General features: G+C 44.2%; 21 protein-coding genes. 19 read left to right on the top strand and 2 right to left on the bottom strand.

Features of this window, described 5'->3' with window-relative positions; genetic code table 11:
* The 16 genes from PASHI_RS22125 to repA form a co-directional block, all read left to right on the top strand.
* A partial coding sequence (locus tag PASHI_RS22125) for a hypothetical protein (protein ID WP_208855478.1) occupies nucleotides 1-350 on the top strand: 350 nt, incomplete at its 5' end.
* Between the two features lie 77 nt (nucleotides 351-427).
* Nucleotides 428-772: a head-tail connector protein gene (locus PASHI_RS03640; RefSeq protein WP_062564616.1), complete on the top strand. Its 345-nt coding sequence runs from the start codon at nucleotides 428-430 to the stop codon at nucleotides 770-772.
* Between the two features lie 2 nt (nucleotides 773-774).
* On the top strand, nucleotides 775-1,098 hold the full coding sequence (locus PASHI_RS03645) for a hypothetical protein (RefSeq protein ID WP_062564617.1): 324 nt from the start codon (nucleotides 775-777) through the stop codon (nucleotides 1,096-1,098).
* Between the two features lie 2 nt (nucleotides 1,099-1,100).
* A complete protein-coding gene (locus PASHI_RS03650) occupies nucleotides 1,101-1,610 on the top strand; it encodes an HK97 gp10 family phage protein (protein WP_062564618.1) in 510 nt (169 codons plus the stop codon).
* Nucleotides 1,607-1,975 (top strand): hypothetical protein, encoded by a 369-nt coding sequence (locus PASHI_RS03655; RefSeq protein WP_062564619.1) that lies wholly within the window; start codon nucleotides 1,607-1,609, stop codon nucleotides 1,973-1,975. The genes PASHI_RS03650 and PASHI_RS03655 overlap by 4 nt, the downstream gene beginning before the upstream one ends.
* A complete protein-coding gene (locus tag PASHI_RS03660) occupies nucleotides 1,972-2,409 on the top strand; it encodes a hypothetical protein (RefSeq protein ID WP_062564620.1) in 438 nt (145 codons plus the stop codon). The genes PASHI_RS03655 and PASHI_RS03660 overlap by 4 nt, the downstream gene beginning before the upstream one ends.
* On the top strand, nucleotides 2,393-2,746 hold the full coding sequence (locus PASHI_RS03665) for a hypothetical protein (RefSeq protein ID WP_062564621.1): 354 nt from the start codon (nucleotides 2,393-2,395) through the stop codon (nucleotides 2,744-2,746). The genes PASHI_RS03660 and PASHI_RS03665 overlap by 17 nt, the downstream gene beginning before the upstream one ends.
* 208 nt (nucleotides 2,747-2,954) lie before the next feature.
* Nucleotides 2,955-5,210: a hypothetical protein gene (locus PASHI_RS03670; RefSeq protein WP_062564622.1), complete on the top strand. Its 2,256-nt coding sequence runs from the start codon at nucleotides 2,955-2,957 to the stop codon at nucleotides 5,208-5,210.
* A gap of 18 nt (nucleotides 5,211-5,228) precedes the next feature.
* Entirely contained in the window at nucleotides 5,229-5,843 is a 615-nt protein-coding gene (locus PASHI_RS03675) for a hypothetical protein (RefSeq protein WP_062564623.1), read from the top strand.
* On the top strand, nucleotides 5,836-6,450 hold the full coding sequence (locus tag PASHI_RS03680) for a hypothetical protein (RefSeq protein ID WP_058584069.1): 615 nt from the start codon (nucleotides 5,836-5,838) through the stop codon (nucleotides 6,448-6,450). The genes PASHI_RS03675 and PASHI_RS03680 overlap by 8 nt, the downstream gene beginning before the upstream one ends.
* Nucleotides 6,447-14,663, top strand: a complete 8,217-nt coding sequence (locus PASHI_RS03685) for a fibronectin type III domain-containing protein (protein WP_062564624.1) — start codon at nucleotides 6,447-6,449, stop codon at nucleotides 14,661-14,663. The genes PASHI_RS03680 and PASHI_RS03685 overlap by 4 nt, the downstream gene beginning before the upstream one ends.
* Nucleotides 14,664-14,666: 3 nt before the next feature.
* Nucleotides 14,667-17,534: a hypothetical protein gene (locus PASHI_RS03690; RefSeq protein ID WP_062564625.1), complete on the top strand. Its 2,868-nt coding sequence runs from the start codon at nucleotides 14,667-14,669 to the stop codon at nucleotides 17,532-17,534.
* On the top strand, nucleotides 17,527-18,189 hold the full coding sequence (locus PASHI_RS03695; protein ID WP_062564626.1) for a hypothetical protein: 663 nt from the start codon (nucleotides 17,527-17,529) through the stop codon (nucleotides 18,187-18,189). Before PASHI_RS03690 ends, PASHI_RS03695 begins: the two co-directional genes overlap by 8 nt.
* Nucleotides 18,176-18,472, top strand: coding sequence for a ubiquitination-like system serine protease family protein (locus PASHI_RS03700; protein ID WP_082665552.1), 297 nt, complete (start codon nucleotides 18,176-18,178; stop codon nucleotides 18,470-18,472). Before PASHI_RS03695 ends, PASHI_RS03700 begins: the two co-directional genes overlap by 14 nt.
* Nucleotides 18,473-18,509: 37 nt before the next feature.
* Nucleotides 18,510-18,839, top strand: coding sequence for a hypothetical protein (locus PASHI_RS03705; protein ID WP_062564627.1), 330 nt, complete (start codon nucleotides 18,510-18,512; stop codon nucleotides 18,837-18,839).
* A 222-nt stretch (nucleotides 18,840-19,061) separates the two neighbouring features.
* Complete coding sequence (repA, locus tag PASHI_RS03710) at nucleotides 19,062-19,970, top strand: plasmid replication initiator RepA (RefSeq protein WP_058584064.1); 909 nt, start codon at nucleotides 19,062-19,064, stop codon at nucleotides 19,968-19,970.
* Between the two features lie 838 nt (nucleotides 19,971-20,808).
* On the opposite strand, the gene PASHI_RS03715 is transcribed toward repA, so the two are convergent.
* Nucleotides 20,809-21,528 carry a RepB family plasmid replication initiator protein gene (locus tag PASHI_RS03715; RefSeq protein WP_058584063.1) on the bottom strand — a complete coding sequence of 240 codons (720 nt, stop codon included), beginning with the start codon at nucleotides 21,526-21,528 and terminating at the stop codon, nucleotides 20,809-20,811.
* Between the two features lie 288 nt (nucleotides 21,529-21,816).
* Here PASHI_RS03715 and PASHI_RS03720 point away from each other — a divergent pair, with 288 nt between their 5' ends.
* The 3 genes from PASHI_RS03720 to PASHI_RS03730 all read left to right on the top strand — a co-directional run bounded on the left by PASHI_RS03720 (nucleotide 21,817) and on the right by PASHI_RS03730 (nucleotide 23,128).
* Nucleotides 21,817-22,200 (top strand): LexA family protein, encoded by a 384-nt coding sequence (locus PASHI_RS03720; protein ID WP_062564628.1) that lies wholly within the window; start codon nucleotides 21,817-21,819, stop codon nucleotides 22,198-22,200.
* Between the two features lie 116 nt (nucleotides 22,201-22,316).
* Nucleotides 22,317-22,775, top strand: a complete 459-nt coding sequence (gene radC / locus PASHI_RS03725; RefSeq protein WP_062564629.1) for a RadC family protein — start codon at nucleotides 22,317-22,319, stop codon at nucleotides 22,773-22,775.
* A 35-nt stretch (nucleotides 22,776-22,810) separates the two neighbouring features.
* Nucleotides 22,811-23,128, top strand: a complete 318-nt coding sequence (locus PASHI_RS03730) for a helix-turn-helix domain-containing protein (RefSeq protein ID WP_062564630.1) — start codon at nucleotides 22,811-22,813, stop codon at nucleotides 23,126-23,128.
* A gap of 62 nt (nucleotides 23,129-23,190) precedes the next feature.
* Here the strand turns inward: PASHI_RS03730 and PASHI_RS03735 are convergent, their stop codons facing one another.
* Nucleotides 23,191-23,604 carry a hypothetical protein gene (locus PASHI_RS03735; protein ID WP_062564631.1) on the bottom strand — a complete coding sequence of 138 codons (414 nt, stop codon included), beginning with the start codon at nucleotides 23,602-23,604 and terminating at the stop codon, nucleotides 23,191-23,193.
* Nucleotides 23,605-23,667 lie beyond the last annotated feature (63 nt).

Here is a 23,667-nt window from a genome sequence, read left to right on the forward strand (position 1 = left end):
CAGCTGCAGAAAAGGCAGCTGAAGAAAAAGCAGCTGCAGAAAAGGCAGCTGAAGAAAAGGCAGCTGAAGAAAAGGCAGCTGAAGAAAAGGCAGCTGCAGAAAAGGCAGCTGAAGAAAAAGCAGCTGAAGAAAAGGCAGATGTAGAAAAAGCAGCCGCAGAACAAACAGCTGAAGGAAAAGCGGCTGAAGAAAAAGCGGCAGCTATTGAAGAAGCCACTAAAAACAAAAAGAAAATTCTAAAATTCCACGCCCCCCATAAGGCATGGGCTAATGGTGACATTGCAGGATTTGACAACGAAAAAGCAGATTCAATCCTTGCATTGAAACCTAGTGTTGCTCGTCTTTGGTAAACGAATAAATCAAAAACCGTGAGAGTCAAAGCCGACTAGCCCTGATCTTCTAGTCGGCTTTTTTATATGAGAATCCTATGTTAATTGACCTTGCCCGCGCTAAAGACCAACTAGGTATCGATCAAGCTGATAATTTTGAAGATACCCGCATAACCCGCCTTATCAACCAAGCAATTGGTTTAGTGTGTAGCGATATTGGTCGATTAATTTATCAAACTGCAGCTGAGGTTCCCGAAGGTACCGAGGCGCCAATCATCCTTGATGAATTGCAAACTTATCAGCTAGCCAACCTAGAAACAGCCTGTTTACTGCAAATCAGCAGCTTAGACAGCAATCGGGAGGTTGAAATTGTCAATAGCATGGCAAAAAACCCCGCTTACACCACGGCAATTAAGCAATTTAAACGTGTATTGATAGGTTAGCCATGAAAAAACGACTTTCATCAAGCGAAAAACGTACTTGGGCAATTCTGTTTTCTACTCAATTAGTTAAAGGCTCACTTGGAAAAGAAGAACAAAAAACAAAAGTTGGTCGTGTAAAAGGCAGTTACAAAAAGCAGCGCGGCGGTATTGTTAACCACCAAACGCAAGAAGTAAGCACAGCGCAAGTCAGTTTTGCTATTGATTATCGGGCCGCGTTCATGAACGTTAACGTTGTCGAGCTAAACGGCCAACAATACGAAGTGAAAGACACGACTAACGTGGGCCTTGAAAACCATACCATTATCTTTGATTTAGAGTTGGTCTAGTCATGGAAATTAGAGGTAATGTGCTTGGCCTAAAAGAGCTTGAAAAAGCACTTAAGAAAGTAGAGGGCCAAACAAAAGGCAAAGTACTTCGCTCTGCATTAAGAAAAGCCGCAAAGCCTGTTCATGAAGATATGACCCGTGATGCCAATACTAAGTTTGGCAAAGAAACAGGCCAAATGGCTGAGTCAACAAAAATTAAAACAGCCATCAATAAAAAGGGTGATCACAGCATATTCGACGCAGCTGCTTATGTCGGGGTTTACCACAACAAAAAAGCTCAAGCGGCGGCTGGCTCGTTAATTCCTTCGCCTATTATCGCCTATTGGTTAGAAACGGGTGTGCAACCGCACATTTTAAACCCAGACGGATTAAATAACTTGATGCACCCGGGCATTGTCGGCGTGCCATTTGTGCGCCCCGCCCTAATTAATAATGAATTTCGCGTTGTTAGCATAGTGAAAGTAGAGCTAGCAAAAGGCATCGAGCGAGCATTAAAAAGGCAATCGACATGATAGAACTGGCCATACCCAGCATTTTAAGCCTTGTTTTAGATAATGTTTATCACATCAAAATATCTGAAATGAACAAAGATGCAGCCTTATGCTGGAAAATTGTAACCGACAAGCGAAACGACGTATTAAGCGGCTATGGCCAGCGCGTTGCTCGCGTGCAAATTAGCTCAGTATCAAGTGACCCATTGCAAGTAAGTTCACTCAGCAAAGAACTTCGCTATTTTTTACGAAATATTCAAGGTTCATTTGATGGCGTAACGATTAATTCAATATCAGAAAAAGAAACCATACCCGATTACAGTGGCGATCCTGATGTTCACCGCAAGATAATCGATTTTAATTTTCACTACGGAGAACAACCATGAACCCGATTTTTCCTGACGGCTCAAAATTAATGATCAAGCCACTTGCTGGTTCTGAATTTGTTGAAGTTATCGGCTTCGACGGTTTAGGTGGCAAGCTAAGTGCCGATGGCACGTTAAAAAATGACACCACTTTATCAGACGCAGGTCAGGTGTATGGCGCAAGCAGTAAAAAAGATGGTGGCGAACGCTCAATCGTATGCCGCCTAGATGCTACCGGCTCTGATCCTGGTCACGCAGAATGTGCTAAAGCGGCTGATGATAATCAAGAGCGCGAGCTACAAGTGAAAATAGGAACATCAGGCAAACACATTCCTTTTACAGCTGTGTTTGCTGACTGGGGCGTTGGTGAGATCGAAGAAGAAAAGAGCCTACGCATGATAGGCAAAATTGGCGTTAACTTTTGGGGGAAATTAACAAATGACGCAGCTGAATAAACAAAACTTCTTTGCAAAACTAGGCATTCTTCACCGTGAAAAAGTGACACTTGCAGGTCTTGGTGATGTGTATGTAAAAGCGTTAACAGTGAAAGAAGGTGAAGAATTTGAGCGCTTAGCTTACAACACTGATGGTCAGTTTAAAGATGACACATCAGCGAAATCGTTAATGGTCATCATGACTGTTGAAGATAAAGGCGGTAACAAGTTATTCAATTTAGATGATCTTGAACAACTAACAAGCATGCCAGCGGCGCCAATCAACAAGCTGTTTTCCGCTGCAATGAAACTAAACAGTATCACCGAAAATGATATTGAAGAACTGAAAAAAAACTAGAGTCTGACGGGTGGCGGTGCTTCTTATTTGCTTACGCTGAAAAAATAAGTCGCACCCCGTTTGAACTTGAACGCCAAATAACCCACAAGCAACTTGCTGAATTGTATGCCTTTGAATTGTTGAGAAACAAAGAAAAACCAAAACGCAAACAACTATCAGAAGATGAAACCCTCGCCTACTTAGCTAATTTCATGGGGCCGCAAAGTCAATGAGTACACTCGCCAGTTTAAACGTCATGATCGGCGGCAACAGTGTTGCCCTACGAAAAGAGCTAACCCGCACTAGTAAACGTCTTCAAGAGTTTTCAAAAAACGCCCGCAACAATATTAATAAATATGGTAAAGCGGGCGTTGTTGCAGGGGGTTTAGTTGTGGGCTCTTTGCTTGCTATCTACAAACAGCAAGCAACTGTGATCGACCAAACAGCAAAATATGCTGACAGTATCGGCATTCAAACTAGCGCATTGACTGAACTAAGGCATGCAGCTGGTTTGTCTGGGGTAAGCGTTAAAGACCTCGATAAAAGTGTAGAAAACCTTACACGGCGCGTAGCAGACGCCGCTTTTAAAGGCACAGGCCCATTAAAAGACACCCTCGACGCGCTAAAAATAGATGTAAATGAGCTAAATAAACTCAAACCTGATCAGCAACTAGGCATTTTAGCCGATGCATTATCAGAGGTATCAAGCCAATCAGAGCGAACACGTATCGCTTACGAGTTATTTGGGCGTTCAGGCATTGGCATGCTTAAGCTGCTTGAAGGTGGCAGCGCAGGGTTAAATGCCATGCGCAATGAGGCCCAACAACTTGGCTTAAGCCTAAACCGTATTGATGCCAATAAAATCGAAATGGCCAATGATAATATTGCCCGCGCTGAGTCTGTCTGGGGCAGCTTTAGCCAACACTTGGCAACAGAAGCCGCGCCCGTTATAGGCTCACTAGCCGAATTATTCCTAGAAAACGCCAAGCAAGTTGGCGGCATGGGCAGTTACGCAGCTGACACCGTTGGTGTATTGGTAAAAGGTGCAGGGTTCGTTGGTAATGCCTGGCGTGGCATACAAGTTATTTGGCAAGGTTTAAAAGTCAGTTTTCAGGGCTTAAAGCTACTTACTATTGAGGGGTTAAACCTCATGAGTAAAGCTTACACGGCGTTTGCCGAAGGAGTGGTAAAAACAGTTATTCTACCGCTACAAAAAGCCCTCGATTTAGCCGGTTACTTAAATGATGATGCGGCAACGCTTGCGGCTGATCTGCGAGAGCTAACCACATTTGAACCTATTACACTGTTTGATGAAGCACAAACAAATCAAGCGTATATTGAAGCCCGCGAAGCAACGGCCAAACTGCATGAGCTAATGCTAGAACCTATCCCAGCGCAAAATATCGATGCATGGTATGCAGAAGTTAAAGCCCGTTTTGATTCACTGGCTCAAACCTATGTTGGCGGCCTTAATTATAACGGTGACAATAAAGGCGGTGGGGATGATACCCCAACCAAAGAGCAAACGAACCCATACGCTGCACAAATTGCTCAAGCACAAGAATATTACGCTGTTCGTCAATTAATGCGCGAAAACGATTGGACAGAAGAAAAAGCCCAACTGCAGGTGCAGTTAAATGAATACGCAGAAGCCAATGCAGCCCGCAAACTAACAGATGATGAATACCGCTTGCTATCAAAGCAAGCAACAGAACTTTATCAGGCTGAGCAGCTAGAACAACACCAAGGGTTTTTAGCACAGCTGCAAGAACAGGTGCAGCTGACCACTGAAAACTTCGATACGATGTGGGGAAATACGTTTGATCGCTTCACGCAAGGTGTTGGTGAGTCAGTTGCCAACGCAGTTATGACACAGCAAAGCTTTGCTGACTCAATGCGCGATGTAATGCGCGGCGTGCTGCGCTCGACTATCGCCGCATTAGCTGAAATGGGTGCAAAGCGTTTAGCACTATGGGCCACCGAAAAGCTATTAAATAAAGCGACTGCGACCAGTGCTGCCACCACAATGACAACCAGCGCACAAGCAATGGCATTAACGGCAGGTCTAAATGCCTTTGCATCAACTGCAGCTATTCCAATTGTGGGCCCAATTTTAGCGCCTGGCGCAATGGCCGCTGCGCTTGCTGTATCACAACCAATGGCCATGGCTGTGGGGGGTATCTCTGCGGGCATGGTTGGTATGGCGCACAGCGGTATTGATGCGGTACCAACCGAGGGTACGTGGTTACTCGACAAGGGCGAACGTGTTTATACAAACGAAAGCGTTGATAAACTCGACAGAATGTACGAAATCATTGCAAACCGAAGTGGCAATGATGATCAGGGCGGTGGTGCCCGCGAGGTGCATATTTCCCCGCAGTTTTTCATTGAAAACAACACTAATGACGCAATGACAGAGTGGTTTGACAACAACATAAATCGCATCGCTCAAAAGCTGCAAGACGTTATCGATATTCCACATTAATAAAAATAAGGCTGTTCAATGGCAACGTTCCCAGAGCAATTTATATTGCCGCAAAAATTGCGTATTCGCAGCTTAGACAGCACTCAGACAGACCCAACGCTGGGCGGTATTAGCAATAAAAACCGTATTGCTTATCGCCATCGATGGGGCTTTGATATGACCACCCCAAAACTTAATTACGAAAGAGCCATGGCGCTTTATGCATTTATTTGCTCGATGGGTGGTCGCTTTGGTGTATGCACAATGAAAAATCCGCTCCCTCAGTTGGGGGCCGGTGCTGAAAATGCGCTCGTTCGTACCAGTGCTGAACAAGGCGATACAACCACCGCGTTATATGCCATGAATAACAACGTGCTTGGTGCATTGAAAGCAGGTGATTACATTCAGTTTGATAACCACACAAAAGCTTACATGGTAACAGCGGTGCTTAACACTAATGGTGTAGGCCAAGGTACGGTGAGTTTTACGCCTAATTTACGTGTTGCTGTGCCAGCGGGTACACCCATGAAATCGGGCGGCAATGTGCATTTTAGTCTTGAACTTAAAAGCGATGATCAAGACATACAGCATCGTGCAGACACCGATCGCGAGGTGGCAATTAAAGTCGAGTTTGAGGAATACATTAATGATTAGTTTAAACCCCGAACTTAAACAATTATTAAAAGGCCCACACACCACAGCTTTGTTACTTACGGTGCATTTTTCCACCCCGTTTAGAGCAACAAACAGCGGTGCCAGCTTAAAACACAACGGTGCCACATTCGTAAAGGGCTATTGGTCTGATGAGGGCATACGAACCGAGCAACAGGGTAGCCCCAAGGTGGGTGAGGTACCCATCACCTTAAAAGCAATTGATAGCGCCATTTCGGCGCTTTTTTTTTCTGAAAATTGGCTAAACACCCCCGTTACAGTCGAAAAAGCATGGCTAAACAGCGATGGCAAAATTGCCTTTACGCAAGTTATTTACAAAGGGCTTATCGCTGAAAAGGGCGGCGAAGAATCAGAAAAAACAGCAAATATCACCCTGAAATCGGCCTCTATCTGGGCTGACTTCGAAGCGGCTAGAGGCCGCAAAGCCACTCATAAATCCCAACAGCTTTTTTACCCAAACGATATGGGTATGGAGTTTTCGGGCAGCGTTATTAGCGATATTCCTTGGGGTCGCGAAGGTAAAAGCCCTGCCATTTCTTCGGCAGGGCGCGGTAATCGTGGTGCGACTGAGCAGCAGGAACAAAAATGAGCTTATTCTCAAAGTTAAGACACTTCACAACTAAACTAATCTTAAACTGGTTAAACCCAGAGCCAGATCGCAGCGGCCAAGGCACAAACGTAACCAAGGCCAGCTCAGAAAATCATATACCTGTTGTATATGGCACGCGTGAAGTTGGCGGCACAATTGTGTTTATGAACACAACGAACCCAGACGATGGCGATGATGTAAAAAACGACTTGTTACACCTTATCGTTGTCTGGTGTGAGGGTGGCATCGATGGCGTCGAAGATCTTTGGCTTAATAAAATCTCTATTAACGACAGCAAATTTGACGCAAAAGACGGTGGTCGCTGGGCTCATGCCGTGCATTTTCCGAATGGCATGGGTAACTATACATACTCATATTTAAAAGAAGCCGGTTGGGATGCTGCAAGTAAAAATCATAAGCTGCAAGGTTTAGCCTGTTCGTATATTCGTCTTGAGTGGAGCATTGCAGACGACGCCCCCTTTACTGGCGTGCCTGATCTTACGGCCATTATTCGTGGTAAAAAAGTAAAAAACCTACACACAGGGGCAGTCGAATACAGCGAAAACCCAGCGTATATTTTGCATGATTACTTAACCGCCAAAATTTACGGTAAAGAATTAGCAGCCAGCGAAATTTACCTGCAGTCGTTTAAAGATGCTGCGACAGTGTGCGACACTTTAGTGCCTCAATATCAAGGTGCTAGCGAAACACAAAAGCTGTTTACTTGTAACCAGGTTATAGACACCGCGCAAAGTATTCTTGATAACGTCGAGCTGCTTGGTAAAAGCATGCGCGGCATTATTCCTATCATCAATGGTCAGCTGCACTTAATCATTGAGCAAGACGAGCCAGTTACACCAGAAGGGCTGAGCGAACGCGATTTTAAATCAAAGATCCAGTACAGCAGCGGTGGCAAAAACAAACGTTATAACCGCGTTATTGTTGAATACATCGATAAAGAAGCGCTTTACTCTGAACAAGATGCTATCTACCCAGAGCCAGACAGCGAACTAGAGCAGCAATGGCTTGCTGCAGATAACGGCGTATTGCTAGAACACCGCTTTAAAGTATCTGGCTGTACTAATTACTACGAAGCCCGCCAAATGGCCCGTGTGATTGCGATGCTTAGCCGCGAATCACTAAACTTTACTGTAACCGCAAGCCCTATTGCATTGCAGTACACCGTGGGTGATATCGTACCGATCACCGTTAAAAAGTTGGGGTGGGATGAAAAGCCATTTCGTTTAATCAAAAGTAACTTGCAAGATAACGGCGATTATAAGCTCACATTTAAAGAGCACCAGCCGTACATTTACAATTGGTTAAGTGGCGTTGTTCGCCCACCAATCCCCGATTCAAACCTACCAAACCCGCGCCAAGTCGCAGCGCCAACAGAGTTAACAGCCACGGCCCTTGATGATGGTCATGTAAAAATTAGTTGGGTGTCTGCTTATACGTACTTTGATGTGCAAATTTACCGTAACAATACGCTTATTAAGCGCACCGTTACGCCACAGCCAGAGTACATCATTACCGACTTAGACGCAGGCAGTTTTGAAATTGATATTCGTGCTCGCTCGAATATGGGGTACCACAGCGAATTTGTCACATTGTCGTTTGATGTGCTCACACCTGGCGAACCTATTGTAAGTATTGACTCTGCAACCTATAACACATTAGTGCTAAGTGCGCGTGTGCTGGGCGCGGGCTTAGGCACAACGTTCGAGTGGCAATTTTTAGGTACCAACGACAACCCACGAACCGAGGTTAACACCCATTCGGGTTATAACTATACGTTTACAGGGCTGCAGCCTGATACCGAATATAACTTTAAAGTACGTACAAAAAACGTGGCAGGTGTGAGCCCTTGGGTTGCTGTGTCTGCATCTACCACTGTGGCTGACTTTGCTGAGTACATTGCAGATCTAGAAATTAGCCAGCTAAGCCAAGAAGCGCAAAACCTGATCAGCGATATTAATCAGCAGGTTGACCGTTTACGCCCAGAAACCGAAAACAACTTACCGTCATTGATTGCAAAGAACATTGATGCGATCACCGGCTTAACAGAAAAAGTCGAAGTACTCGACGCAGAAAACCCAAATAGCATACCGTTTAAGATTGATCAGCTAGTCGATATTGTTGATGTAATTAATGCAGAAAACCCAAATAACTTACAAAGCCAACTAGCGCAATCAACAAGCAAAATTAATGATTTAGAGCGCATTACTCAAGTACTCGATGCCAGCAGTTCGGCAAGCTTGCCAGCGCTTATTAAAATCAATCAAATCGCTATCGAAAAACAGCGATTAGAGCAGCAAAACTTAGGTTTAAGTGTATTAAACGTCACCTCGGCTTATACAAACTGGCGTAACGAATACGAGCGCAGAACGTTAGACAATGAGCGCTTAATTGATGCCGCCGTGTATGTTGATCCTGACACGGGCACAATTGTAAACCGTGCCTATGCATACACAGACGAAAGCTTTAATAGTGCTCAGCTGCTAATCGAGGGCGCAGAAAGCAAAATCACATTAAACGCTAAGCAAATTGCTCAATCGCAAAATCGTATAACGCAAGCAGAAGCAACGTTAAAACTGCAAGCAGGGCAAATCACTCAGCGCGCAACATATGCAGAAGTAGAATCACAAATTGCAGGGTCACTCGCAGCATTACAACCTGCGTATAGCTGGCAATTTAACACAAATGCAGAGGGCTTTACGGGTGTAGATAGCCACAATGCACAAGGTTATATTGTCGCATCAAGCCAAGTGGCCACACCTGCGATCAGCTATGACGCAACTGAAAATCCAATGTTTCGTATTCGTGTGCGTAAACATGTGGGTGCAACCTGGCGCGGTGATATTAAATTTAATGGTGGTACCACCGCTTTACACCTACCAGAACCCGCAAGCGACGAGTGGGAAACGTTAAACATAGATGCAACCGGCACAGCTGGTTACGCAGGTACAATCACAAGCCTTGAGTTTGATTTAGGCTCATGTGACATTGATTTTATCGAAGTGGGCAAACGTGGCGCCAATGATTTAGCCTTAGCTGATATCACAGCCCGTACAACAACCCTTGAAAATGATATCAATGCGCGTACTGGGATCATGGCGCAGTACGCAACAACGGCATGGGTTAATGCGCTTGGTTTTCAAACGCAAAGCAACGTGCAAACGTTAATTGACTCGTTTAATACCCAATACAACATTAGTGCGGTACTGCAAGAGTTTTCAGATAACAACACCATCTTAAAAGCCAATGCTGCGCAAACGTGGATCGACGGCGCTAACGCGACCATACGCGAACAAGTAAATAGTATTTTAAACACTGAAAATGGCGTTAATGATCGCATTGCCACTGCAGAGCGAAGCTTAGACGCAATTAAAGGTGAAATCAGCCAAAGCGTTAGCCAAATAAGCGGCCTTGAGCTCAATGTAAAAGAGCAAGGCTTAGCTGATATTATCCATGCCTATAACCAGCTGCAGCAAGATAACGACTTAGCAGAGCAAGGTTATAGCTTGTCAGTGGCCACAGAAAAGTTAACCGCTGTGACCAATGATGTTGAGTCGCTAGCAACTCAACAATTAGAGTTAGCCGGTGCCTTTGCTCAAAACCAAGCGTATTTAACAAGCCTAAACCAAGCGTTTGCAAATGAGCGTACAGCCCGTAGTAGCTCAGAGCGTGAATTGCGCGCCGAAATCACCCGTGAAGGTCAACGTTCTGTTGCTCAAGCTAACGAGCGATTAGCCGCGACAGTTGGTTATTGTATTGATGCAGACGGCAATCTGGTTGATGAAGCAGATGCAATGGCCTGTATTGCTGCGGGCCATGAATGGATTGATGGCCCATTGGTTGAGCTTATCAATGAATATACCGCAACGTATGTAAACAACCAGGGTTTTCAAACTGCAGCGAATGTAGAGCAGTATATCAACACGTTAAATGCTGAGTACGGCGTAACAGCGACTATTCAGCAAATTAACGATGAAGGTGTGATCACTGCAGCTAAAGAAGCGCAGCAATGGATTAACGCCGCAGACGGCACGATCACCGATCTGATCACGCAGTACGTCAATAAACCCGATGGTATTAATACTAGCATTAGTTTTGCCTATGATCTTATCCAAGCCAATGCCGATGAAATCAGTGCAACAGCGAATGCACAGCAACAGTTAAGTGCCCGCTTTAACCAAGCTGAATCAGATATCAACACATTTAACGAAGCGCTAACCAATGAGCAGCAAGCCCGTGCAACCATGGGTTCGCAGTTACGTGTAGAGTTTCAATCGCAAGATTTGGCAATGCTTGCCACGGCTAACGAGTTTACCCGTGCAGTAACAGGGTATTGCATCGATGCTGAGGGCAATCGTGTTGATGAAGACGATGCCATTGCATGTGAAGCTGCGGGCCATACATGGGTTGACGGCCCAGCCGTGCAACGCGCTGTTGAAATCAGTGCTGCATGGGTCACGCTGCAAGGGTACCAAACGCAAAGCAACGTACAGCAAAGCATTAATTCGTGGGATGCATCGTATGGCGTAACAGCGACCATTCAGCAAATAAACGATGACGATGTTATCACTGCAGCCAAAGAAGCACGTTCGTGGATCAATGCTGCAGAGGGCACCATTGAAGATGTGATCACGCAGTACGTTAATAAGCCCGATGGCATTAATACGAGCTTAAGCTTTGCTTATGATCTTATCCAAGCCAATGCTGACGAACTAAGTGCTGCAGCGACAGCACGCCAACAGTTAAGTACGCGCTTAGAGGGTGCCGAAGCCGACATAATCACCACAAACGAAGCACTAACGACAGAGCAACAAGCCCGTGCAACCATGGGTTCGCAGCTGCGTGTAGAGTTTCAATCGCAAGATTTGGCAATGCTGGCCACGGCTAACGAGTTTACCCGGGCAGTAACAGGGTATTGCATCGATGCTGAGGGCAATCGTGTTGATGAAGACGATGCCATTGCATGTGAAGCAGCGGGCCATGAGTGGATTGATGGCCCAGCCGTGCAACGCGCTGTTGAAATCAGTGCTGCATGGGTCACGCTGCAAGGGTTTCAAACGCAAAGCAATGTGCAACAGCAGCTCGATACATTCAATTCAACGTATCAAGTAAGCGCAACACTTGAGCAATTTGCAGGAAATAACACACTACAAAAAGCCAATAATGCGCAGTTGTTCATCGATGGCGCCGAAGAATATATTGCCCAGCGTATCACTGCATACAATGCCCAAGAAGGGAGCGTAAACGCCAAGTTTAGCGATGTGCAACAGCGACTTGATGCAGCCGAAGGGTCTTTATCAACCAGTATTGTGCAAATTCAAGGGTTAAGCCAAGCGCAGCAAGCAAGTGATTTAAACGCCGTGATTGCAGCATACAATGCACTTATTAGCGAAAATGAATTAGCTGAACTTGATGTTAAAGCCGCACTTGCAAACGAAAAGCTGCAAGCTCAAACAAACGAAGTTGAAAGCCTGGCGCAGCAGCAGCTTGAACTTGCCGCGCTATTTAACGACAGCAAAGCAATTATTACGAGCTTAAACCAAGCTGTATCGAGTCAATACCAATCGAGTGTAATACGTGATCAGCGCTATCAAGCAACGTTTGAAAATGTGAGCGCACGCTTTAGTGATGTAACAACGGCCATTGCGACAATTGACGAAGCGAACACACTTCGCGATCAAGAGTTCGAATCGTTTGTTGCTGACACCATTGCTCAGTTTGATGAAGTAGCCGAAACCTTTGCAAGTCAAGATCAGGCCTTTAGTACACTGCAGCAAACGCTGACAGCAAAAATAAATGAAGACACCGAAGCCGCCAAAAACGAAGCCGTATCAACAGCCCAACAATACACACGTACAGCGGTTGGTTACTGTGTAGATGCCCAAGGGCAAATCACCAGTGAAAGCGATGCGGTGCAATGCGTAACTGACGGTGGAACATGGCTTGCTGGCCCACTTGCTGAGTACATCGAAAACTTACAAATTAGCGATGGTGAAAGCACAGCAAGCATTAAGCAAATACGCCAAGTTTTTACTAAAGAAAATGGCCAATTGGTTGCGCGTGGTGGTTGGACACTCGACAACAACGGGCGCATTGTTTCGATAGCCGGTTATAACGATGGTGAAACAGGCCATATCGATATTGGCGCTGATCTGCTTCGGTTTGGTGTTGTGGTAGATGGTGCGTTCGTGCCAACGTCATACATTGATAATGCCGATCCTGCTAACCCTGTTCAAGTTATCCGTGGTCGCTTAGTGCTTGGTGATGGCCACACTGTAAACAGCCTAGAAGATATCAAGGCACAAGACGGCTTAGGTGCCTTTAACTTAACGTATGATTCGGGAGAGTGGGCGCTAGAAAACGGGCGTATTACTCGTACAAATGCGGGTACAGCTTGGGATAGTGGCTTTAGCACTGTTGAGCAATACACTAACGTTGTAATGTCTGCAAAAGTAGCCTCAAACCAAGTAGTCATGCTTGGTTTAAGTGCTAACGCCAGTGCGGGCGATTACACCAAAATGGACTACGCGTTATATGCATCGAACGGTACGTTACATGCTTATGTAGGCGGCACGAAAGTGGCTAACGCCATTGGTTCGCATGATGGCGGTGCCGTGTTATCAGTAGAGTTATCGAATGGTGTGGTGTCTTTTTTAAAGAACGGCCAAACACTTTTCACTGCTACAGATACCACCAACTTGGCATTGCGTGGCGATGTTGCCATTTATCAACAAAATGGGTATATCGACAACTTTAGCTTTGCCCCAAAAGGCGCAGTTGGCCAAGACGGAAAAACCCCAACAGTTACTCAAAATCCTGATGGGTCTTACACTATTAGCAATGGCACAGACAGCGTTACTATTCGCGATGGTGAAAATGCACCAATCCCAACCGTAACTAATAATGGCAATGGTACCTACACGGTAACAGATGGTAATGGTAACAGCGTTGTTGTTAGTGATGGCAAAGACGGTTACACGCCCGTTAAGGGCACTGATTACTTTGACGGTAATGATGGCAGCTTTGTTAGTTACGTATTTAAAGCGGCCCCATCTAAGCCATCAACACCATCAGGCGGTTCATTTAATGGGACAACCGAAACCTTCCCAAGCGGCTGGAATGACACCCCTGTCTATGTAAACGGCCAGATCACATGGGTATCTAAAACGCGGTATCGCATCGTAAACAATGCGTGGACTAAGACGGGATGGTCTTCACCCGTTGAGTACATCATTCGTGGTGAGAAAGGCGATAAAGGTGACAGCGTAAAAGGTGATGCTGGCGCAAGGGGAGCGGGCCGTTATACCGTTGCCAACTCTAACGGCGTTTGGTACGACAGCACGGCATGGTATGCAGTTCCAAGTGGTGGTCCCGTATTAAATGACATTGTAACGATTTATAAATCCTCAGACCCAGAAGTTCAAACCACAAAGAGATATAACGGTAGTTCGTGGGTAAGCTATACCCTATATGTGCATGGTGATGCTTTCATAAAGGGCACGGCTGATGGAGATATTTTCCGAGCGGGTACCCGTATTGAATCACCCCGTATTGATTTAATTGGTGGTGCGTTCATGAAAATTGAACTAGCCAGCGGCTTTGGCCCAGACAATCTGTGGTACTGGTATGGGCCTAAGATCATGAGCGGCGGTTTACCAAACCTTGATGCGCTAACAAAAGCGAACGGTATCGAATGGAAAGACACAGCCGGTAACGCGTATTTTGGTGGTGCGATCACATCAGGTGTACTCAGCACTGCCCTAACAACGTCTGATTTATCATCTTCTGCAAACGTCACAATTGGCCCGTTCGGTTCAAATGGTGGCGTTATAGACATTGTGTGTTCTCTTATGGCCACTTCGCGTGGTTCAGGCCGCAGCAGTTCGCCTGTTTCAGCACCGTCTGAGCCGTCTTATACGATTGTACTTTATGAGAGCGTATCAGGCAGTTGGGTCACTCGTAAAACGCAAAGTTTTACGGGTGAATCAGGTATTCATAATATTTACGATGGCGAATCGAACATGTATGACTGGATCGGCACCCAAAGCTGTTCTGGCTCGTTTACCTATACCGATAACAAAAAAACCACCACAGACCGAATTTACAAACTTGCTATAACGAGCCGCAACGCGCTTGCGACCAGCGGAAGTTATAAGCCTACCCAAAAATTAACTTTAGTATCTCAAGAGGGCTAAATCATGCCAGCATTTACGGCTTCACAAGCCAGTGTTACAAACAACTCAAAAGTTGTGCAAATCAACAGTGGCGAGAGTATCGCCAATGTAAACAGCGGTGACTTTTTAGTCCTTGCAGGTTTCATTATTGAAATTAACCGCGCGTATGTAGGCGGCGATGGCAAAGGCTATTTTGAGCTAGTTAAAAACTGGCCAAACAGCAACCAAACCAACCAAGAGTGCATCGTTATACCCACAACCGGCGAGTTTAAAAAAGCTGTTGATGCGCTCACAAGCGCTAACGTGTTAGTCAACGATAATTTTAAAGCCATGCAAGATTGGCAAACAAAAACGGGTACCGTTACGTTTAGCAATCAAGACGGCACAACGACAACCGTTAAAACCCTTAAGCAGATTGAAAATGAAGCCCAAGCACAAATGGATGCAACGCACCCTTACCCTTGGGCATTACGAACTAAGGACATTGAAGCGCTACGCAAAGCAAACTTGGCAAGGTATGACAACGGGTTTATTTCTTTGGGCCGAGAAACTCAGGTATCAAATTTAAACCTAGCCCAAGGGTTATGGGTTGCCAACGATTTAAAATCAAATCAACTGTATATGGGTCGAAAAATTGATGATGCCAATACAGGTGGTACAGCTGAAACGGGCGAAGCTATTATTGTAGTAGCGGGGCTTGAATTTAATTTAAAAGATATTGCAACGGATGCCGCCCACCTAGAGGCAACGCTTCATATGCCTGAAGCCGAAGACGGCACACGAACATTTGATACTGCAACGGGTGAAAGTGTAAAACATGCTAGTGCGGCTATTGCTTTTGCTTCAGAAACGGCCACCAATAAGGTCGTTATACGCCGTCAAGACGTACCATTTATTGAAATTTTCAAACGTGAAATAACCGAAGCCGATCCATTTGTTTATGCCTACGGTGCAATTCAAAGTACCGCCTCTAAAATTGAGGGTATCAATACGGTTCAAAATACGACGCGGCCATCAAGTTATTTTGGTTTTTATAAAGGTGATACTCGTGTAGGTAAAGGTATTAATTGGCTCACAGCCACTGATACACAGCGTAAAACAATTGCCGCCAATCTTAAGCATTATATTATGTTTGATGACCGAACAGGTAAATGGTACCAGTACTGCATTAGAGTTCGATTTATTAAAGGTGCTGGTAATGGTGATTGGCTTGCTATTGATGCACGAAAAGCGGTTAAAACGTACTCTGATCCATTTATGTTTTCAGCCGAAGCTTATGTAAAACCGCAAGGTAACTTAGACAGTATTGATTCTGATATTAATACTTTTACGGGTGGTGTTACGGGGTCGTTTTCAAATATCAACAATCGTACATTCCGTGAAAATTACAAAGGCCGAGATCTTAAGGATTTAAAAGGGCTTTATGTTGCAACACAAAGTGGTGCAAGTTTACCGACAAATCTAAACGTTGCTGATGGTGAGTGTTATGCCTTGGTTATTGGTTGCTTTAATCGATTGAACCAAGGTGCAAACAATTTAAGCAACCCGTATGGCGCCGCTTGGATTGCCTCTAACTCTGGTAACTCACTAAAACGTAACTATTGGTCAAGTGATGCGTTAGTAGCCAACACTGTAGCAGATAATTTTATCCTAGCCTCTGACGGTGGTATTAAATCAACGAATGAACAAACGGGTAACATTGGTACAACGGCCAATGGTGAGGGGATTCTTTCACGTTTAGACAACCGTTTTCATGACACTGTTTATAATGGTGGTCAAGGTGGAATTACTAGAGATATGCGTTACTCAGCTAAAGGGATCACAATTACCCAAGCTAAGAAACGTGTAAACGAAATGCAAGGAGATTTGGCACCAGGTCTTGAACGTGAAACTCAAGTAATGATTTATCAAAGTTCAACCAACACAAATAACAATACATATATTGATTTTGATGGTAATGAAACGAGTAACTTTGCTGTTGGTGATGAGATCTACTGTGAAACAGAAGCTGGTACTTATGTTAAGTCCACGGTAACGAGAATTGGTGCCGCATTTCTTCAAACAGAAGGTCAAGACAATGGCTGTAAAGTAAATGGATTAGTAGTCCACCTTAAAAAGACGGATACTTCGCTTAGAGGCAGCATTGAGCGAAACGATGTTGTAATTGACCCTGTTAATTTCTTCAATGAGCCAACACTAGCCCTTGGTTGGGTTGGTGGTTGGCGTCACCCATCCATGGCCCAATCTACGCGGATAGAAGCAACACGCAAGTTGGTTAGCTCTATCTCAGCTAATCGAATTTGGAAAGCAGAACTTGCTGATAATTATGGGAAGTCAACGTCCTCACCTGACACGGTGAAAAATGATATGTTCATTGATCCTAGCCACATTATTTCTATTCTGAATTACCGCTATAAAGCGAAAGTCACAACCGAAAGTGATGTGAAAGGAGCCTTAGAATACTTTGATGTTTTCTATACAGTTCGTGACATTGTGACCTTTGGGTCAACCTTTGCTGAATCATTAATTGGTAAAGTATTAAAAAACACGTATTCAAATAATCACAAAGGTTATGCCCCAACACTTAATTTGAATATTAGCCCACAAACAAACCTGATCGCGGGTGTTACACATGCCCCAATCGATCTAGATAACCGTGAGTCAGGGGCATTAGGTATTAAAGTGCTGTCTTCAGTATTTGAAGAAGACGGTCTGTTATATGCCCAATTTAACTTTATAGAATTAGTGTGCAGCGGAAGTAATTGGGGAGATTCAGACAGCCAAATCCCGATTGTTCCTAACCTTTCCACCACTATTAATGACAATGCAACAAGTGTGATTGTAGGAACTGCAAGAAGCGCTGAGCCATTAGGAGTTTTACGTTATGCATAACAATATACTCGACTTTATTTTATTAGATGAAAATAACGAACCCATCTTAAACGATCTTGGTTTACCAACACTTAAGACAGGGCATGTACCAAAAACAGAAAGTGATTTGTTGCGTGTCATTTCTTTAGGCAAGCCAGTTAATGTAATTAATGCATTTGCTCAAGAGTTTATTGGTAGTGAGCAATGGGAATGGGCCAATAAGTACTACGACTATCTAGTTGAGTTAAACGAAGTCGAAAAGTACAACGCAAACTTACCCGACCCAATTCCAACCGAAGACGGCGCATTGATTGAAGTTGAACCCAAAACGCTACCAACGGAACCAGAGCGCCCTGCCTTAAAAACAGTTGATGAAGTACTCGAACCGTACAAAGTCACCATTTTTAAACTGCAGCGCCAAAGCCAGATTGACAATGCCGTGGTTCAAATCTCAACAGGCAAAACGTTTGACGCTGACGAACAAAGCATTACACGTATGGCCAACGCCCTTATTAAGCACTGGCAGCTTAACGAAGACGACATTATCCCTTGGTCAACAGCTGATGTGGCCACGGGTGTAATGGTTGAGTGCACAAAGGCCGAAATTGTTGAGGCGCACAGCCTTGCAACCGACCACTTTGCTACAACGTGGGGGATAGACAGTGGCACTGATTAACCCTGTGGCCAATCAGCCTGGCGTGTTTTTAATGCAATGCCCGGGCTGTGAAATGTTGCATGCAATTTACACTCAAGATTGCCCCGACCCAAACCAGCCAAAGTGGGCTTTTAACAACGATGTTAAAAGCCCTACTTTCAGCCCATCGTTACTGGTTCAAGGCCACTACAAAGGGCAAGATTTTGTGTGCCATAGCTTTATTCGTAGTGGTCACTGGCAATTTTTAAACGACTGCACTCATGCATTGGCGGGTAAAACGGTGCCCATGCTTGAGGTTGACTAACAAGGGGCTTATAGCCCCTTTTTTATTGGAGAAACCCATGTTTACCATGCTTAAAACGCTAAGAACCTTGGTTTGCTACTTGTTGAGTGGTTTATTATTTATTTTGCCTTTTACTCTGCTTGCCTTATGGGCATTACTTGGCAGTAAATGGGCCTTTAACAGCTTGTATAGTTTAGATGTGCTTATTTGCAGCATTTGCCACGGTACGCACCTTGAGTCTATTTCGGCCCGCAGTTATAGGCTACGAAACGATAAGCGCTATTTATACCAAATGCTTTTTATTGATTTGTTAGCAAAGCCGTTTGATGGGGCCGATCACTGTGAGCGTGCATGGCGGTGGGAAAAGTCAGTAATTAAGCGCCCTTAAACCCGCCTAAAAAATAAGCGTTTGATCCTTTGTTGCGATCTTTACATTGCGCAATACACGTTATGTGTTATATTGATCACATCTCACAAGGTGAGTGTGAATTGGAGAGGTTAAACCTGCGAGTAGCCGCCCGCAGGTTTGTTGCTTACGTACGAGCATGAACGCAAACAAGTGTTTATTGTATGTAGCCCGCCAAAATATAGCAAGTAAACGAGCATATAGATGTCGCAAAACAATAAAAACAACGGGCTTTTGTACTGTAATCGCGTACAAAATCCGAATCCAAATTACGAGGTACCAAAAACGCACACCACACGGTTAGCGTTTATTCGTGATCTGGTTGTTAAGTGCGACCAAGTGAACATCGTTAAAAGCGATGAAGCCGTTTACATGCGTCCAGCCCTTTCACGTAACAAAATATTCTACCCTGACCGCGAAAAAGCCATGCGTGCATTAGCAAAAGCATTTTGCGAGCATGTAAACCTAGTTACCCACCAAGTACAAATCAGCTTAACGAATGCTGCAAATCAGTGTGGCTTAAGTACGATTAGCCAAGCTGAGCAAGAAAAAGCTAAAGCCGACCCCACATACAACCCAAAACCGAGCATTAGCCGCGCAAGCCGTGCGTTTAAAGATATGATCGATCTTGGTTGGATTGTGGCCCGTAAAGATTGGCAAGTGTGGGATAAAGATCAGGGCCAATGGCTCGATAAATATTACGAAGTCACTGAGCTGTTTTTTAAAGCGCTAGGTATAACGCCCGAACGTGTCGAAAAGAACCGCCAGAATCGCTTGGCTTACCATAAGAAGAAAGGCGGCTTGCTAGGTTTAACAGTGTCGCAGCTGGGCAATATGTCGTTAAGCGAGATAAAAACATGGTGTCGCTTGTCACATTACCGCCGTGCCTTTGAGCGCCTAAAAGATAAACGCGAAATCAGCAAGGCTAAGCGCAGAACATTAACTAAAACCCCACAACAGCAACGCGACATAGCGCAGCAAGTCGTTATTAAGCGTTTAGGCCAAGACCTTAACCATACCCCAATCGAAGTATTTAAAGCGCTAGTAAACCAAGAGGTTGCAAAAATGCGCAGCCAAGCGGGCTATTCGCCCCCTGACACCATCGCCAGTTAATTAACCACCACGCACAAGCGTGGCTTTTGTCGTGCTTTATAGGGCATTACAGCGCCGATCTTGGCCATGATCGCCCTACTCTAACCTTTTAGCTCCCGCCCTTTTCTCATTCGCTACCTGTTTTCACTCCACTTTTAGACCTATTTCTTTACTTATACATATAAAGTGCAAGGCTGAATTGGTCTAAAGTGCTATCAGTGTGGTTTAAAGTGCAAAATTATCTTCTAACTAATAAACAGCTATATAACTTATACGCACAGCAAGCTGTGTATAAGGAAATCCGCTTCGATGGGCTATCGCCCATGGCGGTATAATTTAATGAGGTTGCCCCACTTCGCAGCAAAGCTGCGGGGGCTCCCAAGCCCCCATCTGACAGATTAGCGCTTAAGTAAGCACTGAGGGGCGTTAGGCTTAAACAATTATTGGTCTATCAAAGGGGGCATCAAAATCTGTGCCTAGCTTCGCATAGTGCGCCCATTTGCATTTTTAAACAGGTTTAGCTGGTTTGGGCTTATCATGCGCAAGCGCATTGAGTGCTCGCTTATTGCTGCTGTGCTAAATGAGCCGCTGTTGTGTATGTAAGTCCGATATTATTAAAGCGTGACAGGTCACAGTAATTATGGGAATTAGCTTAACTTTAAATAGTGATTTGGTCGTGTTGTGGGAATTAGCTTAACTATTGGTTTAACGCTGCAAATTAAGCACCAGTGGCAGCACTGATTGTGGATATTAGCTTAAGTTAACCTTGCCGCTAGTAAGTACCTGGCATAATAAGGCGCCAATTATGGGAATTAGCTTAACTTTAAATAGGTGATTTAGTCGTGTTGTGGGAATTAGCTTAAGTTTGGGCGCCATCAACAATGGTAAACATGATCTGGTCAACTTTACCGCCCTTTAATTTTGTTGTGTATGCCACGTTTAAGGGGGTTTCTTTATTTATGCGTTTTAACGAGGGTTCTATAAAGCTGCGTTTCATTTCTGCAAAGTTATCACGCTGTGATTCGGGCAGTTGGTAACGATCAGCTATCCATTGCGGGCTACTAATCCACACGCCGCTACTTCTAAACTGGCAAAGGTTTTCGTATAAGCGAATTGTGCGACTGTTTTTGATGGTACCGCACTCATGCAGATAAAACTTTGTGAATTGCTGCGTTAAACCGATGATGTAAGGTACCAAGCGCGGGTTGAAGTCAACGCGGTAAGAACCTCGCCCACGGCGGGCCGCTTTTTCGATTAGCCACGGGTATTCGTGTTCTTCGTATTCCCCATCCTTTGGATAAAACTTAACACTACTTGTGCTTATCTCACTTAAACCCGCCTTAACATCAGCGCTGGCCGTTGGCGTGCTCACGTTAAAGAGTGTTTGGTAATCATTCACGTAAACATTAAACTGACCATCTGTAAATCGAGACTCGATCACATCTTCATTGTTTTTCAACTGGCTAAAGCACATCCACAGCACGCGCTTAGCCTTTAGCGATAGATAATAAGCCGCTTCTGAAATTTCATTTGATTGTGTTATCAGGTTTTGCTTTTTTGTTTTTGTTAGCGCTTGCATTGTGTTGTATGGGTGTTTTATTTTTTTCCCATAGTAGCATAACAACCCTGTTAATAAAGCAATTTAACTTAAGGTGATTCCCATAGTAACTTAAGCTATTTTCCATAATGACTTAAGCCAGTTTCCATACTTACTTAGGCTGTTTTCCATAATGACTTAAGGTGATTCCCATAGTAACTAGTTTTAAAGCCTTTATTTATACAGCTTGCAGCCATGCTAAAAAGGTTTAAAAATACTAAAAATAGTAAAAAGGTTTAAAAATACCTTGTGAATAATGGGCATAACATTATGACAGATAGCAATGCAGCGGTTGGGCCAGCTGTAAAACAGTTAAATAAATCACTAAATGATTTACTACTCGATCCTGTTTCTAGTTTTATGGGGCGTGCTTCTGGTAGAAGCATGGAAGGGGTTGGCATATTTGACGGCGATTTATTACTGATTGACCGCAAAGCAACAGTGAAACATAACGATGTTATTGTGGCCACATACAATGGCCTGTTTGTATGTAAAATTGCAGACATGATCAACAATCAGCTTTGCTCAGCAAATCCACATAACCCACCAATTAAGTTAACTGAGCATGATCAATACTGTGTAGAGGGGGTGGTAACAAGCTCTATTCGCTTATTTAGACAACCCACCGAATTACCACAAATAAATACTTTGTAGATATTTAATAAATATTTATAAAATACTTAAAATAACGCTTTACACCACCCCAAAGGGGCGGTATTATTATCTCGAAGGTCGGGAATGAGTCCATGACCATAATCAGGAGATAATCCATGTTTTACCAACTTTTCAATAAAGAACAGCAAACAGTTATTTTTGAAGCTGCGGCAATCATTGAAGCAAAAGCAAAAACAACTGCAGCTTTAACTGACCCTTTCACAGCAGCTAAGCTATGTGAAACTAAGTTAGTGACATACGCACACGAAGTGTTTGCAGTTGCATTACTTGATTCGCAAAACCGTTTAATTGAATTTGTTGAGTTATTTTCAGGCACAATCAATGCTGCAAGCGTTTACCCACGCGAAGTGGTGAAGCTAGTTTTAGCACACAATGCCGCTGCAGTTATCTTTACACACAACCACCCAAGCGGTATTGCTGAGCCAAGCGAAGCTGACAAACACATTACAACTAAGTTAAGCGCGGCGCTTCGCTTAATTGATGTAAAAGTACTTGATCACATTGTGGTAGGTACCGAGGGTCACACCAGCTTTGCACAGCGTGGTTTAATTTAACAAAAGGAGCGGGGCCAAGTGGCCCCGACTACAATATGAGTGAATTACATAAACCGTATAACGTTAGTTCAGCACCCACAACACTTGAGGGTTTTAAAAACCGAAATTTTGCTAACTCGATGGAATCAGGCGAGTTTGAACAGCCAACCCCTGCAGATATACGCGCTTTGCGTTCTATAATGGGTTGGTCACAAACAGACGTTGCAAAAATAGTCGGTGTGTCGTGGAATCACAAAGGTTCTACCGTTGTTCGTAAGTGGGAAACCGCAACAGACAAACCTGAGCATCGAAAAATAAGTTATAGCGCCTGGCGCGGCTTATTGTGCCGCGCTGGGGTAGTGAGTGAGTTTTAAATACTTGATGAATACTTTTTAAGTATTTTTAAAGTATTTGCTTTAAAAGGTAATATTTTTTACTAATAAGTAAAGTTCATTACTACACATTGCGTTGCATGTGCGCTTGGGTGAGACAGGCCCATAATGTGAGTGTATTCACCAGTGCTGTTTGGTAGTAACGCGCTAGGCTCAGTTTGTACGTAACGGGTAAGTCGTTTGTTAGCGCTATCAAATTCAGTACATCTAAATTCGATGTTAGCGATAGTGTTTGCGCTGTTATTGTTTAGCGTAAATTTAACTTGCAGTTGGCCGTTATCTAACGTGCTTTGATCAAACGTCATGCTTAGCTGTTGCATAATGGTCTGAAATTGACTCACTTTAGCCGGTGCAAGTTGCACCGGTTCTTGCGTTTGTTGCGTACTTAAGTAAACAGCCCCAATAACCCCAGCTAAAACTAAATATGTAAAAAGTGAAGTGCGCTTTTTTTCTGCCATGTGATCCTGTCCTTAAGTTGTGGCTAATCTTTGATGGTAGCCAATCAGCATCACGTATGCATC

Source organism: Pseudoalteromonas shioyasakiensis, assembly GCF_001550135.1.
Classification (GTDB): Bacteria; Pseudomonadota; Gammaproteobacteria; order Enterobacterales; family Alteromonadaceae; genus Pseudoalteromonas; species Pseudoalteromonas shioyasakiensis.

Coding starts and splice junctions, on each gene's coding strand:
- PASHI_RS03640 (WP_062564616.1), top strand. CDS start 428: ATGTTAATTGACCTTGCCCGCGCTAAAGACCAACTAGGTATCGATCAA.
- PASHI_RS03645 (WP_062564617.1), top strand. CDS start 775: ATGAAAAAACGACTTTCATCAAGCGAAAAACGTACTTGGGCAATTCTG.
- PASHI_RS03650 (WP_062564618.1), top strand. CDS start 1,101: ATGGAAATTAGAGGTAATGTGCTTGGCCTAAAAGAGCTTGAAAAAGCA.
- PASHI_RS03655 (WP_062564619.1), top strand. CDS start 1,607: ATGATAGAACTGGCCATACCCAGCATTTTAAGCCTTGTTTTAGATAAT.
- PASHI_RS03660 (WP_062564620.1), top strand. CDS start 1,972: ATGAACCCGATTTTTCCTGACGGCTCAAAATTAATGATCAAGCCACTT.
- PASHI_RS03665 (WP_062564621.1), top strand. CDS start 2,393: ATGACGCAGCTGAATAAACAAAACTTCTTTGCAAAACTAGGCATTCTT.
- PASHI_RS03670 (WP_062564622.1), top strand. CDS start 2,955: ATGAGTACACTCGCCAGTTTAAACGTCATGATCGGCGGCAACAGTGTT.
- PASHI_RS03675 (WP_062564623.1), top strand. CDS start 5,229: ATGGCAACGTTCCCAGAGCAATTTATATTGCCGCAAAAATTGCGTATT.
- PASHI_RS03680 (WP_058584069.1), top strand. CDS start 5,836: ATGATTAGTTTAAACCCCGAACTTAAACAATTATTAAAAGGCCCACAC.
- PASHI_RS03685 (WP_062564624.1), top strand. CDS start 6,447: ATGAGCTTATTCTCAAAGTTAAGACACTTCACAACTAAACTAATCTTA.
- PASHI_RS03690 (WP_062564625.1), top strand. CDS start 14,667: ATGCCAGCATTTACGGCTTCACAAGCCAGTGTTACAAACAACTCAAAA.
- PASHI_RS03695 (WP_062564626.1), top strand. CDS start 17,527: ATGCATAACAATATACTCGACTTTATTTTATTAGATGAAAATAACGAA.
- PASHI_RS03705 (WP_062564627.1), top strand. CDS start 18,510: ATGTTTACCATGCTTAAAACGCTAAGAACCTTGGTTTGCTACTTGTTG.
- repA (WP_058584064.1), top strand. CDS start 19,062: ATGTCGCAAAACAATAAAAACAACGGGCTTTTGTACTGTAATCGCGTA.
- PASHI_RS03715 (WP_058584063.1), bottom strand. CDS start 21,528: ATGCAAGCGCTAACAAAAACAAAAAAGCAAAACCTGATAACACAATCA.
- PASHI_RS03720 (WP_062564628.1), top strand. CDS start 21,817: ATGACAGATAGCAATGCAGCGGTTGGGCCAGCTGTAAAACAGTTAAAT.
- radC (WP_062564629.1), top strand. CDS start 22,317: ATGTTTTACCAACTTTTCAATAAAGAACAGCAAACAGTTATTTTTGAA.
- PASHI_RS03730 (WP_062564630.1), top strand. CDS start 22,811: ATGAGTGAATTACATAAACCGTATAACGTTAGTTCAGCACCCACAACA.
- PASHI_RS03735 (WP_062564631.1), bottom strand. CDS start 23,604: ATGGCAGAAAAAAAGCGCACTTCACTTTTTACATATTTAGTTTTAGCT.